Source organism: Mesorhizobium huakuii, from assembly GCF_030160235.1.
GTDB lineage: Bacteria > Pseudomonadota > Alphaproteobacteria > Rhizobiales > Rhizobiaceae > Mesorhizobium > Mesorhizobium huakuii.
On record NZ_BSNY01000053.1, the window covers coordinates 35134 to 53520 of the forward strand.

Annotated in this window: 18 protein-coding genes; 5 read left to right on the plus strand and 13 right to left on the minus strand. The window is 62.3% G+C overall.

What is annotated here, in order from left to right; translation table 11 throughout:
• Window positions 1-122: 122 nt before the first annotated feature.
• Entirely contained in the window at window positions 123-1217 is a 1095-nt protein-coding gene (locus tag QQK95_RS26850; protein WP_284277429.1) for a porin, read from the minus strand.
• Window positions 1218-1930: 713 nt separating this feature from the next.
• Between QQK95_RS26850 and QQK95_RS26855 the strand changes: the two genes are divergently transcribed.
• Together QQK95_RS26855 and QQK95_RS26860 are read left to right on the plus strand one after the other, a co-directional pair.
• Window positions 1931-2734: a CPBP family intramembrane glutamic endopeptidase gene (locus tag QQK95_RS26855; RefSeq protein ID WP_284277430.1), complete on the plus strand. Its 804-nt coding sequence runs from the start codon at window positions 1931-1933 to the stop codon at window positions 2732-2734.
• A gap of 126 nt (window positions 2735-2860) precedes the next feature.
• The gene (locus QQK95_RS26860; RefSeq protein ID WP_284277431.1) at window positions 2861-4366 is read left to right on the plus strand and encodes a winged helix-turn-helix domain-containing tetratricopeptide repeat protein; all 1506 of its coding nucleotides are present in this window, start codon (window positions 2861-2863) and stop codon (window positions 4364-4366) included.
• Window positions 4367-4574: 208 nt separating this feature from the next.
• On the opposite strand, the gene era is transcribed toward QQK95_RS26860, so the two are convergent.
• The 9 genes from era to rpoZ form a co-directional block, all read right to left on the minus strand.
• A complete protein-coding gene (gene era, locus QQK95_RS26865; protein WP_284277433.1) occupies window positions 4575-5507 on the minus strand; it encodes a GTPase Era in 933 nt (310 codons plus the stop codon).
• On the minus strand, window positions 5492-6205 hold the full coding sequence (gene rnc, locus QQK95_RS26870; protein ID WP_284277435.1) for a ribonuclease III: 714 nt from the start codon (window positions 6203-6205) through the stop codon (window positions 5492-5494). Before rnc ends, era begins: the two co-directional genes overlap by 16 nt.
• A gap of 4 nt (window positions 6206-6209) precedes the next feature.
• Window positions 6210-6959 (minus strand): signal peptidase I, encoded by a 750-nt coding sequence (gene lepB / locus QQK95_RS26875; RefSeq protein ID WP_284277437.1) that lies wholly within the window; start codon window positions 6957-6959, stop codon window positions 6210-6212.
• Window positions 6960-7036: 77 nt separating this feature from the next.
• A complete protein-coding gene (gene acpS / locus QQK95_RS26880; protein ID WP_284277439.1) occupies window positions 7037-7450 on the minus strand; it encodes a holo-ACP synthase in 414 nt (137 codons plus the stop codon).
• Complete coding sequence (locus QQK95_RS26885) at window positions 7447-8046, minus strand: DUF2062 domain-containing protein (protein ID WP_284277441.1); 600 nt, start codon at window positions 8044-8046, stop codon at window positions 7447-7449. The genes acpS and QQK95_RS26885 overlap by 4 nt, the downstream gene beginning before the upstream one ends.
• A gap of 263 nt (window positions 8047-8309) precedes the next feature.
• Entirely contained in the window at window positions 8310-8690 is a 381-nt protein-coding gene (locus tag QQK95_RS26890; protein WP_284277443.1) for a VOC family protein, read from the minus strand.
• Window positions 8691-8703: 13 nt separating this feature from the next.
• Entirely contained in the window at window positions 8704-9282 is a 579-nt protein-coding gene (pyrE, locus tag QQK95_RS26895) for an orotate phosphoribosyltransferase (RefSeq protein ID WP_019857195.1), read from the minus strand.
• 66 nt (window positions 9283-9348) lie between these two features.
• Window positions 9349-11577 (minus strand): RelA/SpoT family protein, encoded by a 2229-nt coding sequence (locus QQK95_RS26900; RefSeq protein ID WP_199642815.1) that lies wholly within the window; start codon window positions 11575-11577, stop codon window positions 9349-9351.
• Between the two features lie 128 nt (window positions 11578-11705).
• Window positions 11706-12107 (minus strand): DNA-directed RNA polymerase subunit omega, encoded by a 402-nt coding sequence (gene rpoZ / locus QQK95_RS26905; RefSeq protein ID WP_284277446.1) that lies wholly within the window; start codon window positions 12105-12107, stop codon window positions 11706-11708.
• 323 nt (window positions 12108-12430) lie between these two features.
• Between rpoZ and QQK95_RS26910 the strand changes: the two genes are divergently transcribed.
• Complete coding sequence (locus QQK95_RS26910; protein WP_010915096.1) at window positions 12431-13012, plus strand: LabA-like NYN domain-containing protein; 582 nt, start codon at window positions 12431-12433, stop codon at window positions 13010-13012.
• Between the two features lie 11 nt (window positions 13013-13023).
• The gene (locus QQK95_RS26915; RefSeq protein WP_284277449.1) at window positions 13024-13680 is read left to right on the plus strand and encodes a uracil-DNA glycosylase; all 657 of its coding nucleotides are present in this window, start codon (window positions 13024-13026) and stop codon (window positions 13678-13680) included.
• Window positions 13681-13689: 9 nt separating this feature from the next.
• Here the strand turns inward: QQK95_RS26915 and QQK95_RS26920 are convergent, their stop codons facing one another.
• From QQK95_RS26920 to dapA, 3 genes are all read right to left on the minus strand, one after another.
• Window positions 13690-14400: a glycoside hydrolase family 25 protein gene (locus tag QQK95_RS26920; protein WP_284277450.1), complete on the minus strand. Its 711-nt coding sequence runs from the start codon at window positions 14398-14400 to the stop codon at window positions 13690-13692.
• Between the two features lie 86 nt (window positions 14401-14486).
• On the minus strand, window positions 14487-14966 hold the full coding sequence (gene smpB / locus QQK95_RS26925; protein ID WP_006202221.1) for an SsrA-binding protein SmpB: 480 nt from the start codon (window positions 14964-14966) through the stop codon (window positions 14487-14489).
• A 25-nt stretch (window positions 14967-14991) separates the two neighbouring features.
• Window positions 14992-15873, minus strand: a complete 882-nt coding sequence (gene dapA, locus QQK95_RS26930) for a 4-hydroxy-tetrahydrodipicolinate synthase (protein ID WP_284277451.1) — start codon at window positions 15871-15873, stop codon at window positions 14992-14994.
• Between the two features lie 420 nt (window positions 15874-16293).
• On the opposite strand from dapA, the gene QQK95_RS26935 reads away from it, so the two are divergent.
• A complete protein-coding gene (locus tag QQK95_RS26935; RefSeq protein WP_284277452.1) occupies window positions 16294-18324 on the plus strand; it encodes a lytic transglycosylase domain-containing protein in 2031 nt (676 codons plus the stop codon).
• Window positions 18325-18387 lie beyond the last annotated feature (63 nt).

Genomic DNA, 18387 nt, shown 5'->3' on the forward strand with positions numbered 1-18387 from the left:
TTTCACCGATCGGGCGGCGAAATCAAGGTATGGCCTGGCGCCTGGGCCGGCTCTCGCACCAACGCATAAAAAAACCACCCGCAGCATATGCTGCGGGCGGCCTGGTAAGGTCATTCGATCGGTTAGAACGAGCGCTGGAAGCGGACGATGCCGCCGACGCCATCCTTGAACTTGTCGTCGAAATTTTTGAAGTAATCGACTTCGGCCGTGATCGTGTAGCCGGGGACGATGGTGTAGGCAACGTTCGCGGCAACCGCGAAGTCTTTGAAGTCAGTATAGGAGACCTGGGCGTTGAGCTGGACCTTCTTGTTGACGTTGTAGCTGCCGCCGCCCCAAACGGCGAAATTGCCCGTCCACGGCTTGTAGAAGTTGGTCGCCTTGTTGTCGTCGGTGCCGTAGCCGCCCATAACGAAGAGCGTCAGGTCCGAAGTCGCCTTGACATCAAGGCGTACCTTGCCGGCCCATTCTTCCCAATTGCTGTTGTAGGCGCCAACCGCGGTGATCGCACCCCAGTCGCCCTTGTACTTCAGGCCGCCCACGACATGCGGAACGTAGCTGTCGATGGTCTCGGAGCCCGAACCTTCTTCAAGCGAGGCCACCGCCGAGAAGCCGTTGCCAGCATCGAAGTAGTAGCTGATCAGGTTGGTGTCCTTGAGGCCGTAAGGAATGATCGTGTCCTGGACGACGTTGCCTGCGTAGCCGATGAACGAGTCATAGACCGTTTCGTCCTTACCGACGCGCAAACCACCGAGCTGGATCCAGGCGAAATGCAGATCGGCAGCCTTGTTGCCGGCCTCGCTGTCAATGGCGAAGCCATCGGCGCCCTTGGCCGTGGTTACGCTGCCGAAGTTAAAGCGCGTCTCGGTGTAGGTCTTCAACGTGCCGAGTTCGGTTTCCTGGCCAGTCCATGTCTTCAGCGTGAAGCGCGCATTCTTGTTCCAGGTGTCGTTGACGCCACCGTCCATCGAGTCGATCGCCTTGGTGCCGTCCAGCACGCGATTGCCATCGCCGAAGCTAGCGTCGTAGCGGATGTAGCCGCCGATGCGCAGGCAGGTTTCAGTGCCTGGGATGTAGAAGTAGCCGGCGCCGTAGACGTCGCAGATCTTGACGTATTCGGCTGGTTCCGGTTCGGCGACGACGACAGCGTCCGCGGCGCGAGCGCCGGAGACCGCGATCAGGGCCGCGGCTGAGCCGAGAAGGAGGCTCTTGATGTTCATTTTCTGACCTCTCCAGTCATAGTTTAAATGGCTTCGGATTTGTGGCTGGCGGATATGTTTTCCCGCCTCACCCCCACAACGAAAAAGGCGCGCACCGCGTCCCCTTTTCGCGGCGAACATACCCATCAAGCTCCCGCCTTCAATGACAGTTTTGGAAATAACGGCGATTCCGATAACAGTTTTATGCTGTGTTGCACAAATAACACTGGAAGTGGCACAATCGGAACAACGTCATGAAATAAATATATATGCCGGAAATTTCTCGGCTAACTAAATTCTCAAGGTATGGTATTTTGAGAAAACTGCTGGAAATGCCAATATAAGCCAAATTTTTCGAATATATCCTAATTATCCCCACGAAAATGACCATGGTAATCCATCATCTTTTGAGGGTACGCCGGTGCTGCTCCGATCCCCGCGCAGCCGATCGGCTTTGCGGGGGCACGCCAAAAATCGCCTGAAATGCTGCCGCATTGATGATTGCGTGACGGAGCAGACCGGGCACGGCAATCAGAATCGACCCGCCACAAAATCAGAAATCTTTCAGAAAGCGCTCGGGATTTTTGGCCGCCAAGACGCCAAAAGCCCCCGGTCAGCCGATGTGGTCGACACAGCCCGCTGAACAATTCGGCCGGCTCGTTCCAGAGGCATGTCGACCGATCGGGCCGTCCGGCGACCTCTCATAGACCCCCTGCCCGCTGAGAGGACTTGAGATGACTTTCTTGTTGAGCCTGGTGCGCAGGCACCAGCTGACCGCCTTCTTTTCATTGACGATTGGCCTGACCTGGCTGGCCTTCATACCGTTCTACCTGTCGAATGGTGACAGCATTCCGTGGTTCACGTTCGGTCCGATGGTCTCGGGTTTCATCGTCGCGGCTGTCTCCGGCGGCTGGAGTTCGGTCAAGGCCATCCTCGGCGCGATGGTGACGTGGCGGGTTCGTCCGATATGGTACGTGGTGGCGTTCGGCCTGCCGTTCGCAACGCAGTTGACCTCCATCCTGATCAATCCGCTGTTTGGCGCCGCGGCGCCGGTCTGGAGCAATGTCCCGGCCCTGTCCGAGATGCTGCCAATCATCGCTCTCTATGCGATTTTCAGCGGCCCGCTCGGCGAAGAGCCGGGGTGGCGCGGTTTTGCGACGCCACGTCTGCTTGCTAGTCAGTCGGCACTCGCCGGCAGCCTGATTCTCGGCGTGATCTGGGCCATCTGGCATTTTCCGCTCGGCCTGGTCGGCGATCTCAGCCTGTACAGCACGATCAACGTCGTCCTGGCAGGTGTGGTGTTCACCTGGCTTTATCAGAACACCGGCAGCGTGCTTCTTGCCATCATCATGCATGTCACGCACCAGAACAGCGTACGCTTCCTGGGCAAGGTGTTCACCGGCGGCGACTATGTGCAGCAGCAATGGATCGCCGTGGCGATCTGGGCAATCGTCGCGGTCGCCATCGTCGCCTACTACGGCACCGAAAGCTTCGTCCGGCGACCAAGGACGCAACTCGCCGTGGCTGGCGCGCTCTAGGCCGCAAGGAGCGCGGTGTCCGAAGCCGGGCGCCGCACCTTTTCGTCCGCCGCTGGACACGGCTCTTGACCCAGCCCGTCAGCCGTAGGCCAATGCCGGCATGGCTTCCACGGAGCAGGCCTTTTGATGGCGGTCTTGGCCACCGACCAGATTTTTCAATTCGGCGGTTTCACGCTCGATCTGGGCAAGGGCACGCTCAGCCGGGCCGGCCATCCGGCCTTTCTGCGGCCGAAGGCCTATACGTTGCTGACGCACCTCGCTCGCAACATCGGCCGCGTGGTGCCGAAATCGGAACTGATGGACACGGTCTGGCAGGGCGTTTTTGTCACCGAGGATTCGCTGACGCAATCGGTGCGCGAAATCCGCAAGGTACTCGGCGAAGAGTTGGTGCGAACGGTGTCGAAGCGTGGCTATATGCTGGTGCCTGAGACTGAAGCGGTGCCCGAATCTGGAGCACAGCCGATCGTGGCGGTGCTCAGATTCCGCAACGACAGCGCCGATCCGGTCAACGACGCGATAGTCGACGGATTTGCAGAAGACATCATCAACGGCCTCGCCCGCTTCGGCACGGTGACGGTGCTGGCGCGCAACTCAAGCTTTTCATTTGCGTCCCATTCGCCCACCGAATGGCCGGCCATCCGCTCGCGCATCGGTGCCGACTATCTTGTCGAGGGCTCGGTACGGCGGCAGGCGGACCGCATCGTCGCCGCGGTCAATCTCGTCGATGCCGCCAGCGCCACCCAGATCTGGGGCGATCGCTATCAGGCCGAAGCTGCCGGGCTGTTCGCCATCCAGCAGGACATTGTCGAGGAGATCGTCGGCCGGCTGGTGGTGCGGGTCAACAATGCGGGGCTGCAGCGCGCCGCGCGACGACCGGTAACCAGCCTGGCCGCCTATGAGTTGGTGCTGCACGGCGTCGCCTTGCTGCGCGACCCGGCGCAGAGCGACTTGCAAGGAGCGGCAGCCCTGTTCGAGGCCGCTATAGCCAAGGATCCGGCCTATGGCCTTGCCCATACCTATCTGGCGCTGTCGTATGTGCTGAACAGCGAATTCGGACCCACCAGCGATGCCGTGCTGGCGAAAGCCCGCGACCTTGCCGACAAGGGCATTGCGCTGTCCCCCGATCAGGCAACCGCACACCGCATCCAGTCGCTGGTGCGGCTCAGCCTGCGCGACCACGAGGCGGCCGAGCATCATCTGCGGATCGCGCTTCAGCTCAATCCAGGCGACGCCGAATGCATCGGGCAGATGGGGCATCTACTGACCATGCGCGGGCGGGCGCTTGAGGCGCTTGCCTGGCTGGCGCGCGCGATCAGGATCGATCCGCTCAATCCGCACTGGTACCAGTACGATCGATCGCTGGCGCTCTACATGCTGGGTGAGTACCGGCCGGCCGCCGAGGCGCTGGAACTGGCGACGCGGCCGACGCCATGGATCCGAACGCGACTTGCCGCCTGCTATGCGCAGCTCGGCAACATGGAAGCGGCAAGGCGCCAGGCCGCGCTGATCAACGCCGATGGCTCCGATTTCTCGCCGGTCGAGTATGCGAGGTCTGTCGTTCCGTTCGAAAGCAGGGCCGACGCGGAGCATCTCGCCAATGGCGTGTTGCTGGCGCTTGGACCGCCGCGGTAGTCCGATGTTCCTTTCCATGTGCAGGCGGCAACGCTTGGCAGCCGCACGGTCATCTCGTCGCCAAGATAGAAGGTTCAGTTTTCCTGTCCGACCAGTTCAACCGGCCTGACCGCTGCCATTGGGGGCAAGATCCTGCCACTGGGGGATTGTGTGTAACCAACCGGCAGGCCAAAGCCGCGTCGATGGCAGGCTTGCTATCCATGGGCCGCTAGTGCGGGAATTCCAGCCCCATCTCGCGGTAGCGCTCGGGATCGTCGCCCCAGTTCTCGCGCACCTTGACGAACAGGAAGAGGTGCACCTTCTGCTCGAGGATGCCCGCGATCTCCATGCGCGCCGCCTGGCCAATGGCGCGGATGGTTTCGCCCTTGTGGCCGAGCACGATCTTCTTCTGGCTGTCGCGCTCGACATAGATGGTCTGGTCGATGCGCACCGAGCCATCCGGCTTCTCTTCCCATTTCTCGGTCTCGATATGCGAGGAATAGGGCAGTTCCTGATGCAGCCGCAGATACAGTTTTTCGCGGGTGATCTCGGCCGCCAGCTGGCGCATCGGCAGGTCGGAAATCTGGTCTTCCGGATAGTACCACGGGCCGGCCGGCAGGGCCTGCGCCAGATAATCGAGCAGGTCCTTGCAGCCGGAGCCGGTCAGCGCGGAGACCATGAAGGTGCGCTTGAACGGCACTTTCTCGTTCGCCGCCGCAGACAGGGCCAGAAGCGTCTCATGCTTGACCCGATCGACCTTGTTGAGGATCAGCGCCATTGGCTGGTGCACATCCTTCAGCCGCTCGAGGATGGCATCGGCATCACCCCTTATGCCGCGTTCGGCATCGATCAACAAAAGCACGATATCGGCATCCTTGGCGCCGCCCCAGGCGGTGGTCACCATCGCGGTGTCGAGGCGCCGCTTGGGCTTGAAGATGCCGGGCGTATCGACGAAGACGATCTGCGCATTGTCATGCGTGGCGATGCCGCGCACGATGGCACGCGTCGTCTGCACCTTATGGGTGACGATCGACACCTTGGCGCCGACCAACTGGTTGACCAGCGTCGACTTGCCGGCATTCGGCGCGCCGATCAGCGCGACGAAGCCGGAATGCGTGGTGGGGGTTTCAGCAGTTTCAATATCGGTCATGCCGCGTTCCATACACCTTCGCGTAGCAGAAGGGCAGCCGCGGCTGCCTGCTCCGCTTCACGTTTGGAACGGCCGCTTCCGGTCGCCGGCTGAAAAGCGCCGACCCTGACGCTGACGGTGAACAGCGGATCGTGGTCCGGCCCCTCGCGGCTGTCGATCTGATAGGCCGGAACCGCACTCGCCGCCTGGTGCGCCCATTCCTGCAATTCGGTCTTGGCGTCGCGGCGTGCCGCGCCGGAAGCCTGCGAACGCGGCTGCCAGTATTTGTGAATGAAGGCGCGTGCCGCCTCCAGCCCGCCGTCGAGATAGAGCACAGCGATGAGCGATTCCAAGGCATCGGCGCGCAGATTGACGCGCTTGCGCCCCTCGAGCCCGCGCACATCCGATCCGGCGCGGATCAGCTCCGGCAGCCCGATATGTTCGGCGATCTCGGAAAGCGCCTCGGCATTGACCAGCGCGTTGAGCCGCAGCGACAATTCGCCTTCCGCCGCATCGGGAAACGCCGCCAGCAGCATATCGGCAACGACCAGGCCGAGAACCCGGTCGCCGAGAAATTCGAAACGCTCGTAATCGGTGCCGGCATTGGCCCCGCGTGCGCTGGCATGTGTCAGCGCGCGCTGCAGACGCTGGCGGTCGGCAAAGGCATGGCCCGTGCGTTCCACCAGCGCTTCGGCGAGAGCATCGGCGGTCAGCCGTTTTGTTGCCGCCATGATCCTAATTGACGAAATGGAATAGGCGCGAAACGCGCATCAGCGACGGCCATTTCCAGATTTCGAGAGGGCTGGCCTTGCCGGCTATCGAGAAGAAGACAAGGTTGGCGCGGCCAACCAGGTTCTCGGCGGGAACGTAGCCGACGGTGAACCGGCTGTCGGCGGAATTGTCCCTGTTGTCACCCATCATGAAAAAATGGCCGGGCGGCACGTCGAATTCACGCGTGTTGTCGCCGATCGAATTCGGATTGAGGTCGAGCGTATCGTAGCTGACGCCGTTTGGCAGGGTTTCCCGGTAGACGTCGATCGGCTGAGGCATTTCGGTGATATCGGGATTGTCGATCTGGCCGGTTTTCACGCGCGGCACGCCGACGCCGTTGATGAACAGCTGGCCATTCTTCATCTGGATCTTGTCGCCGGGCAGGCCGACCACGCGCTTGATGTAATCGACGGACGGATCCGGCGGGAACTTGAACACCACCACGTCGCCGCGCTTGGGCTCGGAACCCCAGATGCGGCCCGAGAAGATGTCAGGCCCGAAAGGCAGGGAATAGCGTGAATAGCCGTAGGACCATTTGGTGACGAACAGATAGTCGCCTTCCAGAAGCGTCGGCCGCATCGATCCCGACGGGATCGAAAAGGGTTGGAACAACAGCGTGCGGATGACCAGGGCGAGCAAAAGCGCCTGGACGATGACGCTGACGGTTTCGCCAAGCCCGCCGGATTTCTTCTGGGATTTTTCAGCCACGCTCATGTCGTCCTCGATTGTGCGTTGGATGTATAGAGTCTCGGCGCGCCCTGGGCAACGTCAATGCCGGCCGTCAGATGCAATCAATGTGGCGCTTGTTCGACGGGCAACGCCTCGATGATCACAAAGGCTTGAGCGAGCGGAAAATCATCCGTGATGGTGAGGTGGATCGCCGCCCGATGCCCCTGGGGCAGGATTTTTTCAAGCCGCGCCAGCGCTCCGCCGGTCAGCGCCATTGTCGGCGCGCCGCTGGGCAGGTTGACGACGCCCATGTCGCGCCAGAACACACCTTGCGCCAGACCCGTTCCCAACGCCTTGGCGCAGGCCTCCTTGGCGGCGAAGCGCTTGGCGTAGGAAGCGGCGCGGGCACGCCGGTTTTCCGAACGCGCCTGTTCGACCTCGGTATAGATCCTCTGGACGAACCGCTGGCCGTGACGCTCCAACGAGTTCTCGATGCGCCTGATGTCGATCAGATCGCTGCCGATGCCGATGATCATCGCGTGGCGGAACCAATGCTTGCTCCGGGATGGGGCGGCTGCTCACGGCGGTTTGCGCGCTCGGCCAGCCGCTTGCGCCTCTGCTCGCGGAAGACATTCATGCCCCAGCGCGTGACACCGTAGAACAGGAGACCGAACACCAGCCCGAGCGGCACCGCGCCGATCAGCATGGGTTCCAGAATGGGATGCCAAAGCTTCGCGAAGGAAAGCGTGTGCAGCATCTCGCCCAGATGCGCCGGCGGGCCATGCGCCGGCAGGCGATCGTGCAGGATGAGCTTGCCGGTTTCCCAGGACGCGCCCCACAAAATGGGAAAAGTCAGTGGATTGCCGAAGAAAACAGCACCCAGTGCCGCCGCTACCAGATTGCCGGCGATCACCCAACACAGAACGGCGGCAATGATGAAGTGGAAGCCCACGGGAAAGAACGACGCGAAAACACCAGCCGCGACCCCGGCGGCCACCGCATGCGGCGTGGCCTTCAGACGCAGGATGCGCTTGGAGAAATACTGCAGCGAGCGCGAGAACGACCGGCGCGGCCACAGATAGGTGCGCACACGCTCCAAAAGACCATCAGGCTTGCGGCGACGAAAAAGCACTCTCTTCCTATTCCCGATACTTTACAGCTTGCATGCCGGCTGTCTCCAGCCGGGCTTCAACCGCCACATCTTGCGCTTCGCGGCCACCCAAAGGCAATCGCGACTTAGATATAGCCATACGCAACCCCGACAACAACCGAAGGCTACCTGTACAGCGGCCGCGTCGCCATAATCTTTGGTAAGATTCACGTCTTCAACACCGGACAATCGCGGCGAATTTGAGAACGGCTTCGGCTTATTGTCGCAGCCGGATGCCTGAGCCGCTACCGCAAGTACTGGCTGACTTCGACAAGATTGGCGTCCGGATCGCGGAAATAGACAGACATCATCGGACCTCGCGCCCCGATGCGTTCCACCGGTCCCAGTTCGAGCGCAACGCCATTGGCTTCGAGACGGGCGCGGATTTCGTCGAGCGGCCGCTCGGTGATCAGGCAGAAATCGCCTGACCCTGGGGTCGGCGCCTTCGCCTTGGGCTCGAAGGTCCGGCTGATCTCGTGGACATTGATCTTCTGGCTGCCAAAAGCCAGCGCTGTCGGCCGGCCCGGCGTGTCGATGCGCTCAAAGCCCAGCACGCGCTGGTAAAAGGCGCAGGTCGCTTCGAGCGACGCCACCGTCAACACGAAATGATCGATCCCGACGATCACTTCGGCCTCCTCGTCAAATGTTGCGGCTGCCAGGCTTGACCGCAGGTATCGCGGCAAGCTCCGGCGGCAGCCGGTCCGGCGGGTAGGCTGGAACCTCATATTCGGCGAGCGCGATCAGCGGCACGCCGACATGGGTCTTGCCGGCGGAACGGTCGATGATGCAGGCAGCCGCAACCACCTCGGCGCCAAGCTCGCGCAGGCACTCGATGGTTTCGCGGATCGAAAGGCCGGTGGTGACGATATCCTCGACGATGACGACGCGCGCACCCCTGGCGATCTCGAAGCGGCGCAGGCGGAACTCGCCCCCTTCCCGCTCGACCCAGATCGCCGGCACGCCGAGATGGCGCGAGGTTTCGTAAGCCGGGATCAGGCCGCCAATCGCCGGGCCGACGACATAGTCGATCTTGCCCGGCACCGCTGCCCGGATCTTTTCGGCCAGCGCCTTGCACAGCCGTTCGGTCTTGTCGGCGTGCATGAAAACCCGTGCCTTCTGCAGGAAGACAGGACTGCGCAGGCCCGACGTCAGGATGAAATGCCCCTCCAGAACAGCGCCCGCCTCGCGGAAAATGCCCAGCACTTCATCGGTCTTCATCTGCGCCCCTTTTGAATTGACCCCGATCTTGCCCGAAAACCGGTTCCCACTTTTCGGGATCAGGGTCTAGCCATTCACACGCCGTGCGTCGCTGACGCTCGAATTGTCCTTGAGCTGCGACAGCAGCCGGTTGAGATGCTTGAGATCCCAGACCTCGAGATCGATCAGCATTTCGGTAAAGTCGGGCGCCGTGCGCACCATCGACAGCGTATGGATGTTGGCGTCGTTGGACGCAACGACCTGGGCGATATCGGCGAGCGAGCCCGGCGCGTTGATGGCGGTGACCGAGACACGCGCGGGGAAGCGCTCCTTGGTGCGCTCGTCGATGTCCCAGCGCACATCGATCCAGCGCTCGGGCTGGTCGTCGAAAGCCTGGAGCGCCGGCGACTGGATCGGATAGATGGTGATGCCGGTGCCCGGCTGCACGATACCGACGATGCGGTCGCCCGGCACAGCACCCTCCGGCGCGAAGCGCACCGGCAGGTCGCCGCGCACGCCGCGGATCGGCACGGCGCCATCGCGAGGCTGGTCCTTGTCCTTGCGCGCGGCGCGGCCCGGAATCTGGAACAGCATGCCGGCGGCATTGCGGATCTTCGACCAGCCCTCCTCGCGCTGCTTGGGCGCGGCCGGCGTGACACGCTCGTCCTTGTAGTCGGGGAAGACCGCCTTCATGACGTCGGTGGAGGCAAGTTCGCCACGGCCGACGGACGCCAGCACGTCCTCGATGTCCTTGCGCGCCAGCCGGTGCAGCACCGGCTTCAGGCTTTCCTTGGTGAAGGTCTTGCCGGCCCGCTCGAAGGCGCGTTCGAGAATACGCGCGCCGAGGCCGGAATACTGCTTGCGAATGGCGTTCTTGGTGGCCCGGCGGATGGCAGCGCGCGCCTTGCCGGTGACAACGACCGATTCCCAGGCGGCCGGCGGCACTTGCGCCTTGGAGCGGATGATCTCGACCTCGTCGCCGTTCTTCAGTTCCGTCATCAGCGGCATGATGCGACCATTGACCTTGGCGCCGACGCAGGTGTCGCCGACATCGGTGTGCACCGCATAGGCGAAATCGATGGGCGTGGCGCCGCGCGGCAAGGCGATCAGCATGCCTTTGGGCGTGAAGCAGAACACCTGGTCCTGGAAAAGTTCCAGCTTGGTGTTTTCGAGGAAATCCTCGGGATTGTCGCCTTCGGCGAGTTGCTCGATGGTGCGCCGCAGCCAGGCATAGGCATTGGTCTCCTTCGAGATCGCATGGCCGGCACCGTTCGTCTTGCCGCCGGTGTCCTTGTAGATCGAGTGCGCCGCGACGCCGTATTCGGCGATCTTGTTCATCTCACGGGTGCGGATCTGCAGCTCGACGCGCTGGCGCGAGGGGCCGACGATGGTGGTGTGGATCGAACGGTAGTCGTTCTGCTTCGGTGTCGAGATGTAGTCCTTGAAGCGGCCGGGCACCATTGACCATGTGGTGTGGATGGCGCCGAGCGCGCGGTAGCAGTCCTCGACCGTATCGACGACGACGCGGAAGCCGAAAATGTCGGACAACTGCTCGAAGGACAGCGCCTTGGCCTCCATCTTGCGGAACACCGACCAGGGCTTCTTCTGCCGGCTCTTCACGCCGGCGTTGATGGCGTGCTTTTCAAACAGCGCCGACAGCGCCTTTTCAATGTCGGTCAGCACGCCCTTGTTGCGCTCGAAGATCTCGGCAAGCCGGGCGGTGACGGCGCGATAGGCTTCCGGATTGATGTAGCGGAAGGCGATCTCCTCCAGCTCCTCGCGCATGCCTTGCATGCCCATGCGCCCGGCCAGCGGCGCATAGATGTCCATCGTCTCCTCGGCAATGCGCAGGCGCTTGGCCTCGGGCATGTGGTCGAGGGTGCGCATGTTGTGCAGGCGGTCGGCGAGCTTGACCAGCAGCACGCGCACGTCTTCCGAGATTGCCAGCAGCAGCTTGCGCAGGTTCTCCGCCTGCTCTGCCTTCTTGGAGACGAGATCCAGCTTCTTCAGCTTGGTCAGACCCTCGACCAGCTTGCCCATTTCGGGGCCGAACAGATCGTCGATCTCGGCCCGCGTCGCCGTCGTGTCCTCGATGGTGTCGTGCAGCAAGGCGACGGCGATCGTTGCCTCGTCCATGTGCATTTCGGTGAGGATGGCGGCGACTTCGAGCGGATGCGAGAAATAGGGATCGCCGGAAGCGCGCTTCTGGTGGCCATGCTTCTGCATGGCATAGACGTAGGCCTTGTTGAGCAACGCCTCGTTGACGTCAGGCTTGTAGCGCTGGACGCGCTCGACAAGCTCATACTGACGCATCATGGGCGGAATCTCTCAGCGATGAAATGAATCATGCGCCGCACTGCTGTACGGCGCATGTCATAGATAGCCACGAAACTGCCGGGACGGAAGTGCCGGAAACGTGTTCCGGGCAGGTCCAGAAAACTCTCTTAGTAGTCGTCGCTCTTTTCCGGCGGAACCAGACCCTCGATGCCGGCCAGCAGATCTTCCTCGGTCATGCGATCGAAGGTGATGTTGTCCTCGGCGTCGTCGGTTTCGGTGGCCGCGACAGCGCCGCCGGTCTGGTCGGCGATCACCTCGCTATCAGCCTCGGGCTCATCGACCTCGACATGCTTCTGCAGCGAATGGATCAGATCTTCCTTGAGATCGTCGGGCGACAGCGTCTCGTCGGCGATCTCGCGCAGTGCGATGACCGGGTTCTTGTCGTTGTCGCGAGGAACGGTGATCTGCGCGCCCTGGCTGATCTGGCGAGCACGGTGGCCGGCCAAAAGCACCAGCTCGAAGCGGTTGTCGACCTTGTCGATGCAATCTTCAACGGTTACGCGGGCCATGGACTGCCCCTTTCATGCCTGGATTTGATGGAAAACAGGCGCGGTCCATAACCCGAACGCCGCCAAAATACAAGCATCATGGCATTGGCGGGACTATTAGGCGCTCAATCCCCTGCCCGAACGCCGGATTTGGCAAAACCGGGCCGTGTCCTTCATTCGACGCCGCGATCACAATTGCTTGCATTGCCCCATCATGCCTTGGATTGCCACCAAACTGGCGTTATCTCGGATGGACAAGGTCAGCCGGTTTATTATGAGCCTGACCGATAGTCGCTACCGCATTTCGTTTAGACGGCCGCATTTTTCGAAAAGGAATATTTTCCATGTTCGACCCTCGTGAAAAAATCGCCCTGTTCATCGACGGTGCCAATCTCTACGCCACCTCGCGGGCGCTCGGCTTCGACATCGACTATCGCAAGCTCCTGTCGAGCTTCCAGAAGCGCGGCTATCTCTTGCGCGCCTATTATTACACGGCGCTGGTCGAGGATCAGGAATACTCCTCGATCCGCCCGCTGATCGACTGGCTCGACTACAACGGCTTCAAGGTGGTGACCAAGCCGGCCAAGGAGTTCACCGACTCGACCGGCCGCCGCAAGATCAAGGGCAATATGGACATCGAACTGACGGTCGATGCGCTGGAGCTCGCCGATGTCGTCGACCACTATGTCATCTTCTCCGGCGACGGCGATTTCCGCACGCTGGTCGAGGCGCTGCAGCGGCGCGGCCGCAAGGTGTCGATCGTCTCGACCATGGCCTCGCAGCCGCCGATGATCTCGGACGATCTGCGCCGCCAGGCCGATCATTTCATCGACCTGACGACGCTGAAGAACGAAGTCGGCCGCGATCCGTCCGAGCGGCCCGTGCGCCGGCCAGAACCGGCTGAAGTCGACGAGGACGACTACTGAGGCCGGTCACCTTGACCGCCCTCCCCGCTTCCGAACCGAACCGTGACTGTCCGCTCTGCCCGCGACTGAATGATTTCATTGCGCAGTGGCGGCAGCGCGAGCCGTCCTGGTTCAACGCGCCGGTGCCGACCTTCCTGCCGCCGCAGGGCGAGGATACCGTCCAGCTTCTGATCGTCGGGCTGGCGCCAGGCCTGCGCGGCGCCAACCGCACCGGCCGCCCCTTCACCGGCGACTACGCTGGCGACCTGCTCTACTCGACGCTGATCGCGCACGGCTTTGCACGCGGTGAGTTCAAGGCGCGGCCCGATGACGGGCTGGAACTTGTCGGCACGGCAATCACCAATGCGGTGCGCTGCGTGCCCCCGGAGAACAAGCCGGTCGGCGCCGAAATCTCCACTTGCCGCAGCTTCCTGGTGCCGACGATTGCGCGCTTTCCCAAGCTGCGCGCCGTGCTGGCGCTTGGGTCGATCGCGCATCAGTCGACCGTGCGGGCGCTCGGCGGGCGCGTCGCCGCCTATCCGTTCAAGCATGGCGGGCAGTTGCCGGCCGGTGGCATCACGCTGTTTTCCAGCTATCACTGCTCGCGCTACAACACCAATACCGGCGTCTTGACGGAGGAAATGTTCGTCAACGTGTTCGGCGAGATCGCGACGTTCCTGCGGAAATAGATTCCCCCCTCAAGGCACCGGAGCAAGCAGCGCCGCCAATTTCTCCGGCCCGCCCTGTAGAACGTTCAGGTCCACGTCACCCTCGATACCGTCCACGCGCCCCCGGTTGTGGTACTGCCAATAGACCCAGTCGTGGCGGTCTGGTTCCACCAGCAGCGAGCGAAGCCAGAGCGGGCGGGCGGCGATCCGCCCGGCATAGGCGGCCTCTGCCTCATCGGTCAGATAGACGATCGCCGTCTTGCCGAACGCCGCCTCGACAGGTCCAAGGAAAGCCTGGAGTTCGGCATTCAACTGTTCGGGCGATGGCCGCTGCGGACAGTTGCCGCCGAATTCGACATCGACCACCGGCGGCAGCAAGGGCTGATCGTGCGGCACCGCCGAGATGAAATTCTTCGCCTGGTCGGCGCCCGGCCGGCAGAAGGTGAAAAAATGATAGGCGCCAACGGCGATGCCGGCCGCGCGGGCCTCGAGCAGATTGGTGGCAAAGGCGCGATCGACATGATCGCCCCCTTCGGTCGCCTTGATGATTGCGAAGGCGACATCGTCGGCGGCAACGCGCCGCCAGTCGATCTGGCCTTGATGATGCGAAACGTCGATGCCTCTGACCGGATATTTGTTACGGTCGGGAGAATAGGTGTGAAAGTAGAAGAAACCGCCGGCCACGGCCATGGCCGCAAAAACCAGGCTCATCGATCCCCAGAGGATGATCCGGTTCTTCAAAGCGATCCCCTCTGGTATCCGCCGGTTGCGCTTGCCCGAAATTTGGAAGCCAACCTGGCTTTTCGAGGGCTACCGCCTGATGTCTCTCACCCACGCTCCTTCAGGAGCCGGCCCTTCTCACGCGACCAGTCGCGCTGTTTTTCGGTCTCGCGCTTGTCGTGCAATTTCTTGCCGCGGCCGACGGCGAGCAACAGCTTGGCGCGGCCCTGGTCGTTGAAATAGATCTTCAGCGGCACCAGCGTCATGCCTTCGCGGTCGACGCTCTGCGACAGCTTGGCCATCTCGCGCTTGTTGAGCAGGAGTTTGCGGCGCCGCCTGGGCTCATGGTTGAAGCGGTTGGCCTGCAGATATTCGGGCAGATAGGAATTGATCAGCCAGATCTCGCCGCCTTCGACCGAGGCATAGCTGTCCTGGATATTGGCCTGGCCCTGGCGCAGCGACTTGACCTCGGTGCCGGTCAGCACCAAGCCGGCCTCGATCGTGTCGAGCACCTCATAGGAAAACCGCGCCTTGCGGTTTTCCGCAACGGTCTTGTTGTTGGGATCGGCTTTTCTGACTTGATTCATGATGTGGAGAGGTGGCGCCTCATCCTCAATTAATCAAGCCGGCGTGCTTCATGGCCGCATCGATCTTTTCGGCGGTCGACTGTTCGACCGTAACCAGCGGCGACCGAAGCACGTTCTCGACCTTGCCGAGCTTCGACAGCGCGTATTTGGCACCGGACACGCCGGGCTCGATGAAGATTGCCTTGTGCAGCGGCAAGAGACGATCCTGCAATTCCAGCGCCTTGGCGCTGTCGCCGGAAAGCGTCGCCTCCTGGAATTCGGCACACAGCCGCGGCGCGACATTCGATGTCACCGAAATGCAGCCAACCCCGCCATGGGCGTTGAAGCCGAGCGCCGAGGCGTCCTCGCCGGAAAGCTGGATGAAATCCTTGCCGCAGGTCATGCGCTGCTCGGACACACGCTCGACCTTGCCGGTCGCGTCCTTGACGCCGACGATGTTCTTGAAGTCGTGCGCCAGCCGGCCCATCGTCTCCGGCATCATGTCGATCACCGAACGTGGCGGGATGTTGTAGATGATGATCGGCAACTTGGTCGCCCTGGCCACGGCGGCGAAATGCTCGTAGAGGCCGCGCTGCGTCGGCTTGTTGTAATAGGGCGTGACGACGAGAGCGGCGTCGGCGCCGGCCTTTTCGGCATATTGAACGAGGCCAACGGCTTCCGCGGTGTTGTTGGAACCGGCGCCGGCGACGACCGGAGCGCGGCCCTTGGCCACCTCGATGCAGACCTTGACGACATGGCGATGCTCATCGTGCGACAGCGTCGGCGACTCGCCGGTCGTGCCAACCGGAACCAACCCTGTCGTGCCTTCCCCGAGTTGCCATTCGACAAATGCGCGAAAGGCTTTCTCGTCGAAACGCCCGCTCTGTTCGAACGGTGTCACGAGCGCAGTAAGCGAGCCTCTCAGCATGTCGTCCAACTCCTTGGGACTTGTTTGTTTATGCACGCCGTTGTCCCAAAACCGGTATCCACTTTTGGGCGACATGCATCTTTTGGTTTATGCATGTCTTTGTCCCAAAACCGGTATCCACTTTTGGGCGACATGCATCTTTTGGTTTATGCATGTCTTTGTCCCAAAACCGGTATCCACTTTTGGGCGACATGCATCGGTGTCTTGTCGATCAGTTTGTCGTGCGCGCCTTCTAACCGAAAGCGAAGCGGCGCACCATAGTCTCGACATGGTTGCGCGGCAAGCATTGCCATGGTGCCAGCAAGCGCAATTCGAACGGCCTCGATAACTCTTTGTTTACGAGCCCTTCACGACCTAAGTTTAGGCTTCGAGGCATCTTCGCCTGCTGGTATGATGCTGAACCAAGGAAGACACGAGACCATGCCGACCCGTCGGCCCCACCTCTTCGCGCTGCTTGGCGCCATCGCCGCGCTGATGCCAGGCGTGGCGATCAGCGGCAGCGTGGACGCGCGGGTCACCTCGGCGATCCCGATGCCGAGCCCGCAGGACAGTGCGCAGCAGGCGCCCTCGCCCAACGTCGCGCTTTTGAAAACCGGGCTCGACGCATTGGCCGCCGGCGATATTCCCAGGGCTCGTGGTGTGCGCGATGCGCTTCCCGCTCAATCGCTCGACCAGCACATACTGGCCTGGGCGATCGCACTTTACGGTGGCGACAAGGTTCCGAGCGGCGACATCGCCGCCGCCGCGAAGATGCTTCCCAATTGGCCGGGCACCATTGCCTTGCGCAAGAACAGCGAGCGGGCGCTCTATCGAGAAAACCCCGCCCCCGACATCGTCATCGCGGCGTTCGATGGCAGCCAGCCGCAGACATTCGAAGGCGTCATGGTTCTCGCCCGCGCCTATGTGGCGACGGGCAATGTCAAGGCCGCACGCTCGGTGCTGTCGCCGTTCTGGCGCACCGCGATCCTTGAAGCCAAGGACGAGACGGCGCTGATAAAGGAATTCGGCGGTCTGATCCCCGCCGCCGACCACCGTTTTCGCATGGACCGCATGTTCTATGCCGACCGGGTGAATTCCGCACTGCGCATTGCCGGCCTTGCCGGCGCCCAGCAGTTTGCCGAGGCCTGGGCCGCGGCCGGCAGAGGGGACAAGAATGCGTTGAAACTGCTGAAGGCCGTCCCGGCATCCCAACGTTCTGCCGGCTATTTCTTCGCGCAGGCCGAATATCTGCGCAAGCAGGAGGATTTTGCCGGCGCTGCCGCCGTCGTGATGAAGGCGCCGACGGACCGCGAGGCTCTGGTCGATCCGGACGCCTGGTGGGTCGAGCGCCGGGTGCTGTCGCGCGAACTGGTCGACCAGGGCGACATGAAGACGGCGTACAAGATCGTCGCCACGCATGCAGCCGAAAGTGCCGCCAATGCAGCCGAGGCCGAGTTCCATGCCGGCTGGTATGCGTTGCGCGGTCTCAACGACCCCAAGCTCGCCGCAACGCATTTTTCGCGCATCGCCGACCTCGCGCAGGGACCGATGACCCTTTCGCGTGCCTATTACTGGCTCGGCCGTGCCGCGGAAGTCGGCGGCCCGGGCAATGCCAAGGACTATTTTGGCCGCGCCGCCACTTACGGCACGACCTTTTACGGCCAGCTTGCCGCCGAACGGGTCGGCCGGCAGGCGCTCAACATCGTCTATCCCACGCCAAGTGCCGCCGACCGGCAGAATTTTGCCGGCCGTGAGGCTGTCAGCGCGATCAAGCGGCTGCAGGAGGCAGGCTATGACCGCTATGCCGAGACACTCTATCGCGACCTTGCCGGCCAGATGACCAGCCCGGGCGAACTGGCGCTGCTCGCAGTCCTTGCCGAAAAGCAGGGCAACCATTTCATGGCGCTGAAGGTCGGCAAGATCGCCGGCGCGCGTGGCATCGATGTCGGCGCGCTGTCACACCCGCTCGGCGTCATCCCTGAATCGGCCAATATTTCCGGCTCGGGCAAGGCGCTGGCCTATGCGATTGCCCGTCAGGAGAGCGAATTCAACATCGGCGCCGTATCCAGCGCCGGCGCGCGCGGGCTGCTGCAGCTGATGCCGGGAACCGCCAAGCAACTGGCGAAGAGGGCCGGATTGCAGTTTTCGCAGGCGCGGCTGACCACCGACGCCGGCTACAATGCGACACTCGGTTCGGCCTTCCTCGGCGAGCAGCTCGATCGCTTCAACGGCTCCTATGTGCTGACCTTTGCCGGCTACAATGCCGGGCCCAATCGGGCCAGCCAGTGGGTGACGAAATACGGCGACCCGCGCGGCAAGGACATCGATGCGGTGGTGGACTGGATCGAGCGGATTCCTTACACGGAAACAAGAAGTTACGTGCAGCGCGTGATGGAGAATTACGAAGTCTACAAGATGCGGATTTCCGGCAAATACGACATCGTCGGCGACCTGGTGAACGGGCGCGGTTGAGGTCCTCCTTCCCTTCTCCCCTTGCGGGAGAAGGTGTCGCCCAAGGCGACGGATGAAGGGGCC

Excerpts from the sequence above, each read along its gene's own strand:
- pyrE (WP_019857195.1), bottom strand. The coding sequence starts at position 9,282 with ATGAAGACCGATGAAGTGCTGGGCATTTTCCGCGAGGCGGGCGCTGTT.
- QQK95_RS26935 (WP_284277452.1), top strand. The coding sequence starts at position 16,294 with ATGCCGACCCGTCGGCCCCACCTCTTCGCGCTGCTTGGCGCCATCGCC.
- QQK95_RS26860 (WP_284277431.1), top strand. The coding sequence starts at position 2,861 with ATGGCGGTCTTGGCCACCGACCAGATTTTTCAATTCGGCGGTTTCACG.
- rnc (WP_284277435.1), bottom strand. The coding sequence starts at position 6,205 with ATGGCGGCAACAAAACGGCTGACCGCCGATGCTCTCGCCGAAGCGCTG.
- era (WP_284277433.1), bottom strand. The coding sequence starts at position 5,507 with ATGGAACGCGGCATGACCGATATTGAAACTGCTGAAACCCCCACCACG.
- rpoZ (WP_284277446.1), bottom strand. The coding sequence starts at position 12,107 with ATGGCCCGCGTAACCGTTGAAGATTGCATCGACAAGGTCGACAACCGC.
- QQK95_RS26900 (WP_199642815.1), bottom strand. The coding sequence starts at position 11,577 with ATGATGCGTCAGTATGAGCTTGTCGAGCGCGTCCAGCGCTACAAGCCT.
- lepB (WP_284277437.1), bottom strand. The coding sequence starts at position 6,959 with ATGAGCGTGGCTGAAAAATCCCAGAAGAAATCCGGCGGGCTTGGCGAA.
- QQK95_RS26850 (WP_284277429.1), bottom strand. The coding sequence starts at position 1,217 with ATGAACATCAAGAGCCTCCTTCTCGGCTCAGCCGCGGCCCTGATCGCG.
- smpB (WP_006202221.1), bottom strand. The coding sequence starts at position 14,966 with ATGAATCAAGTCAGAAAAGCCGATCCCAACAACAAGACCGTTGCGGAA.
- QQK95_RS26855 (WP_284277430.1), top strand. The coding sequence starts at position 1,931 with ATGACTTTCTTGTTGAGCCTGGTGCGCAGGCACCAGCTGACCGCCTTC.
- acpS (WP_284277439.1), bottom strand. The coding sequence starts at position 7,450 with ATGATCATCGGCATCGGCAGCGATCTGATCGACATCAGGCGCATCGAG.
- dapA (WP_284277451.1), bottom strand. The coding sequence starts at position 15,873 with ATGCTGAGAGGCTCGCTTACTGCGCTCGTGACACCGTTCGAACAGAGC.
- QQK95_RS26910 (WP_010915096.1), top strand. The coding sequence starts at position 12,431 with ATGTTCGACCCTCGTGAAAAAATCGCCCTGTTCATCGACGGTGCCAAT.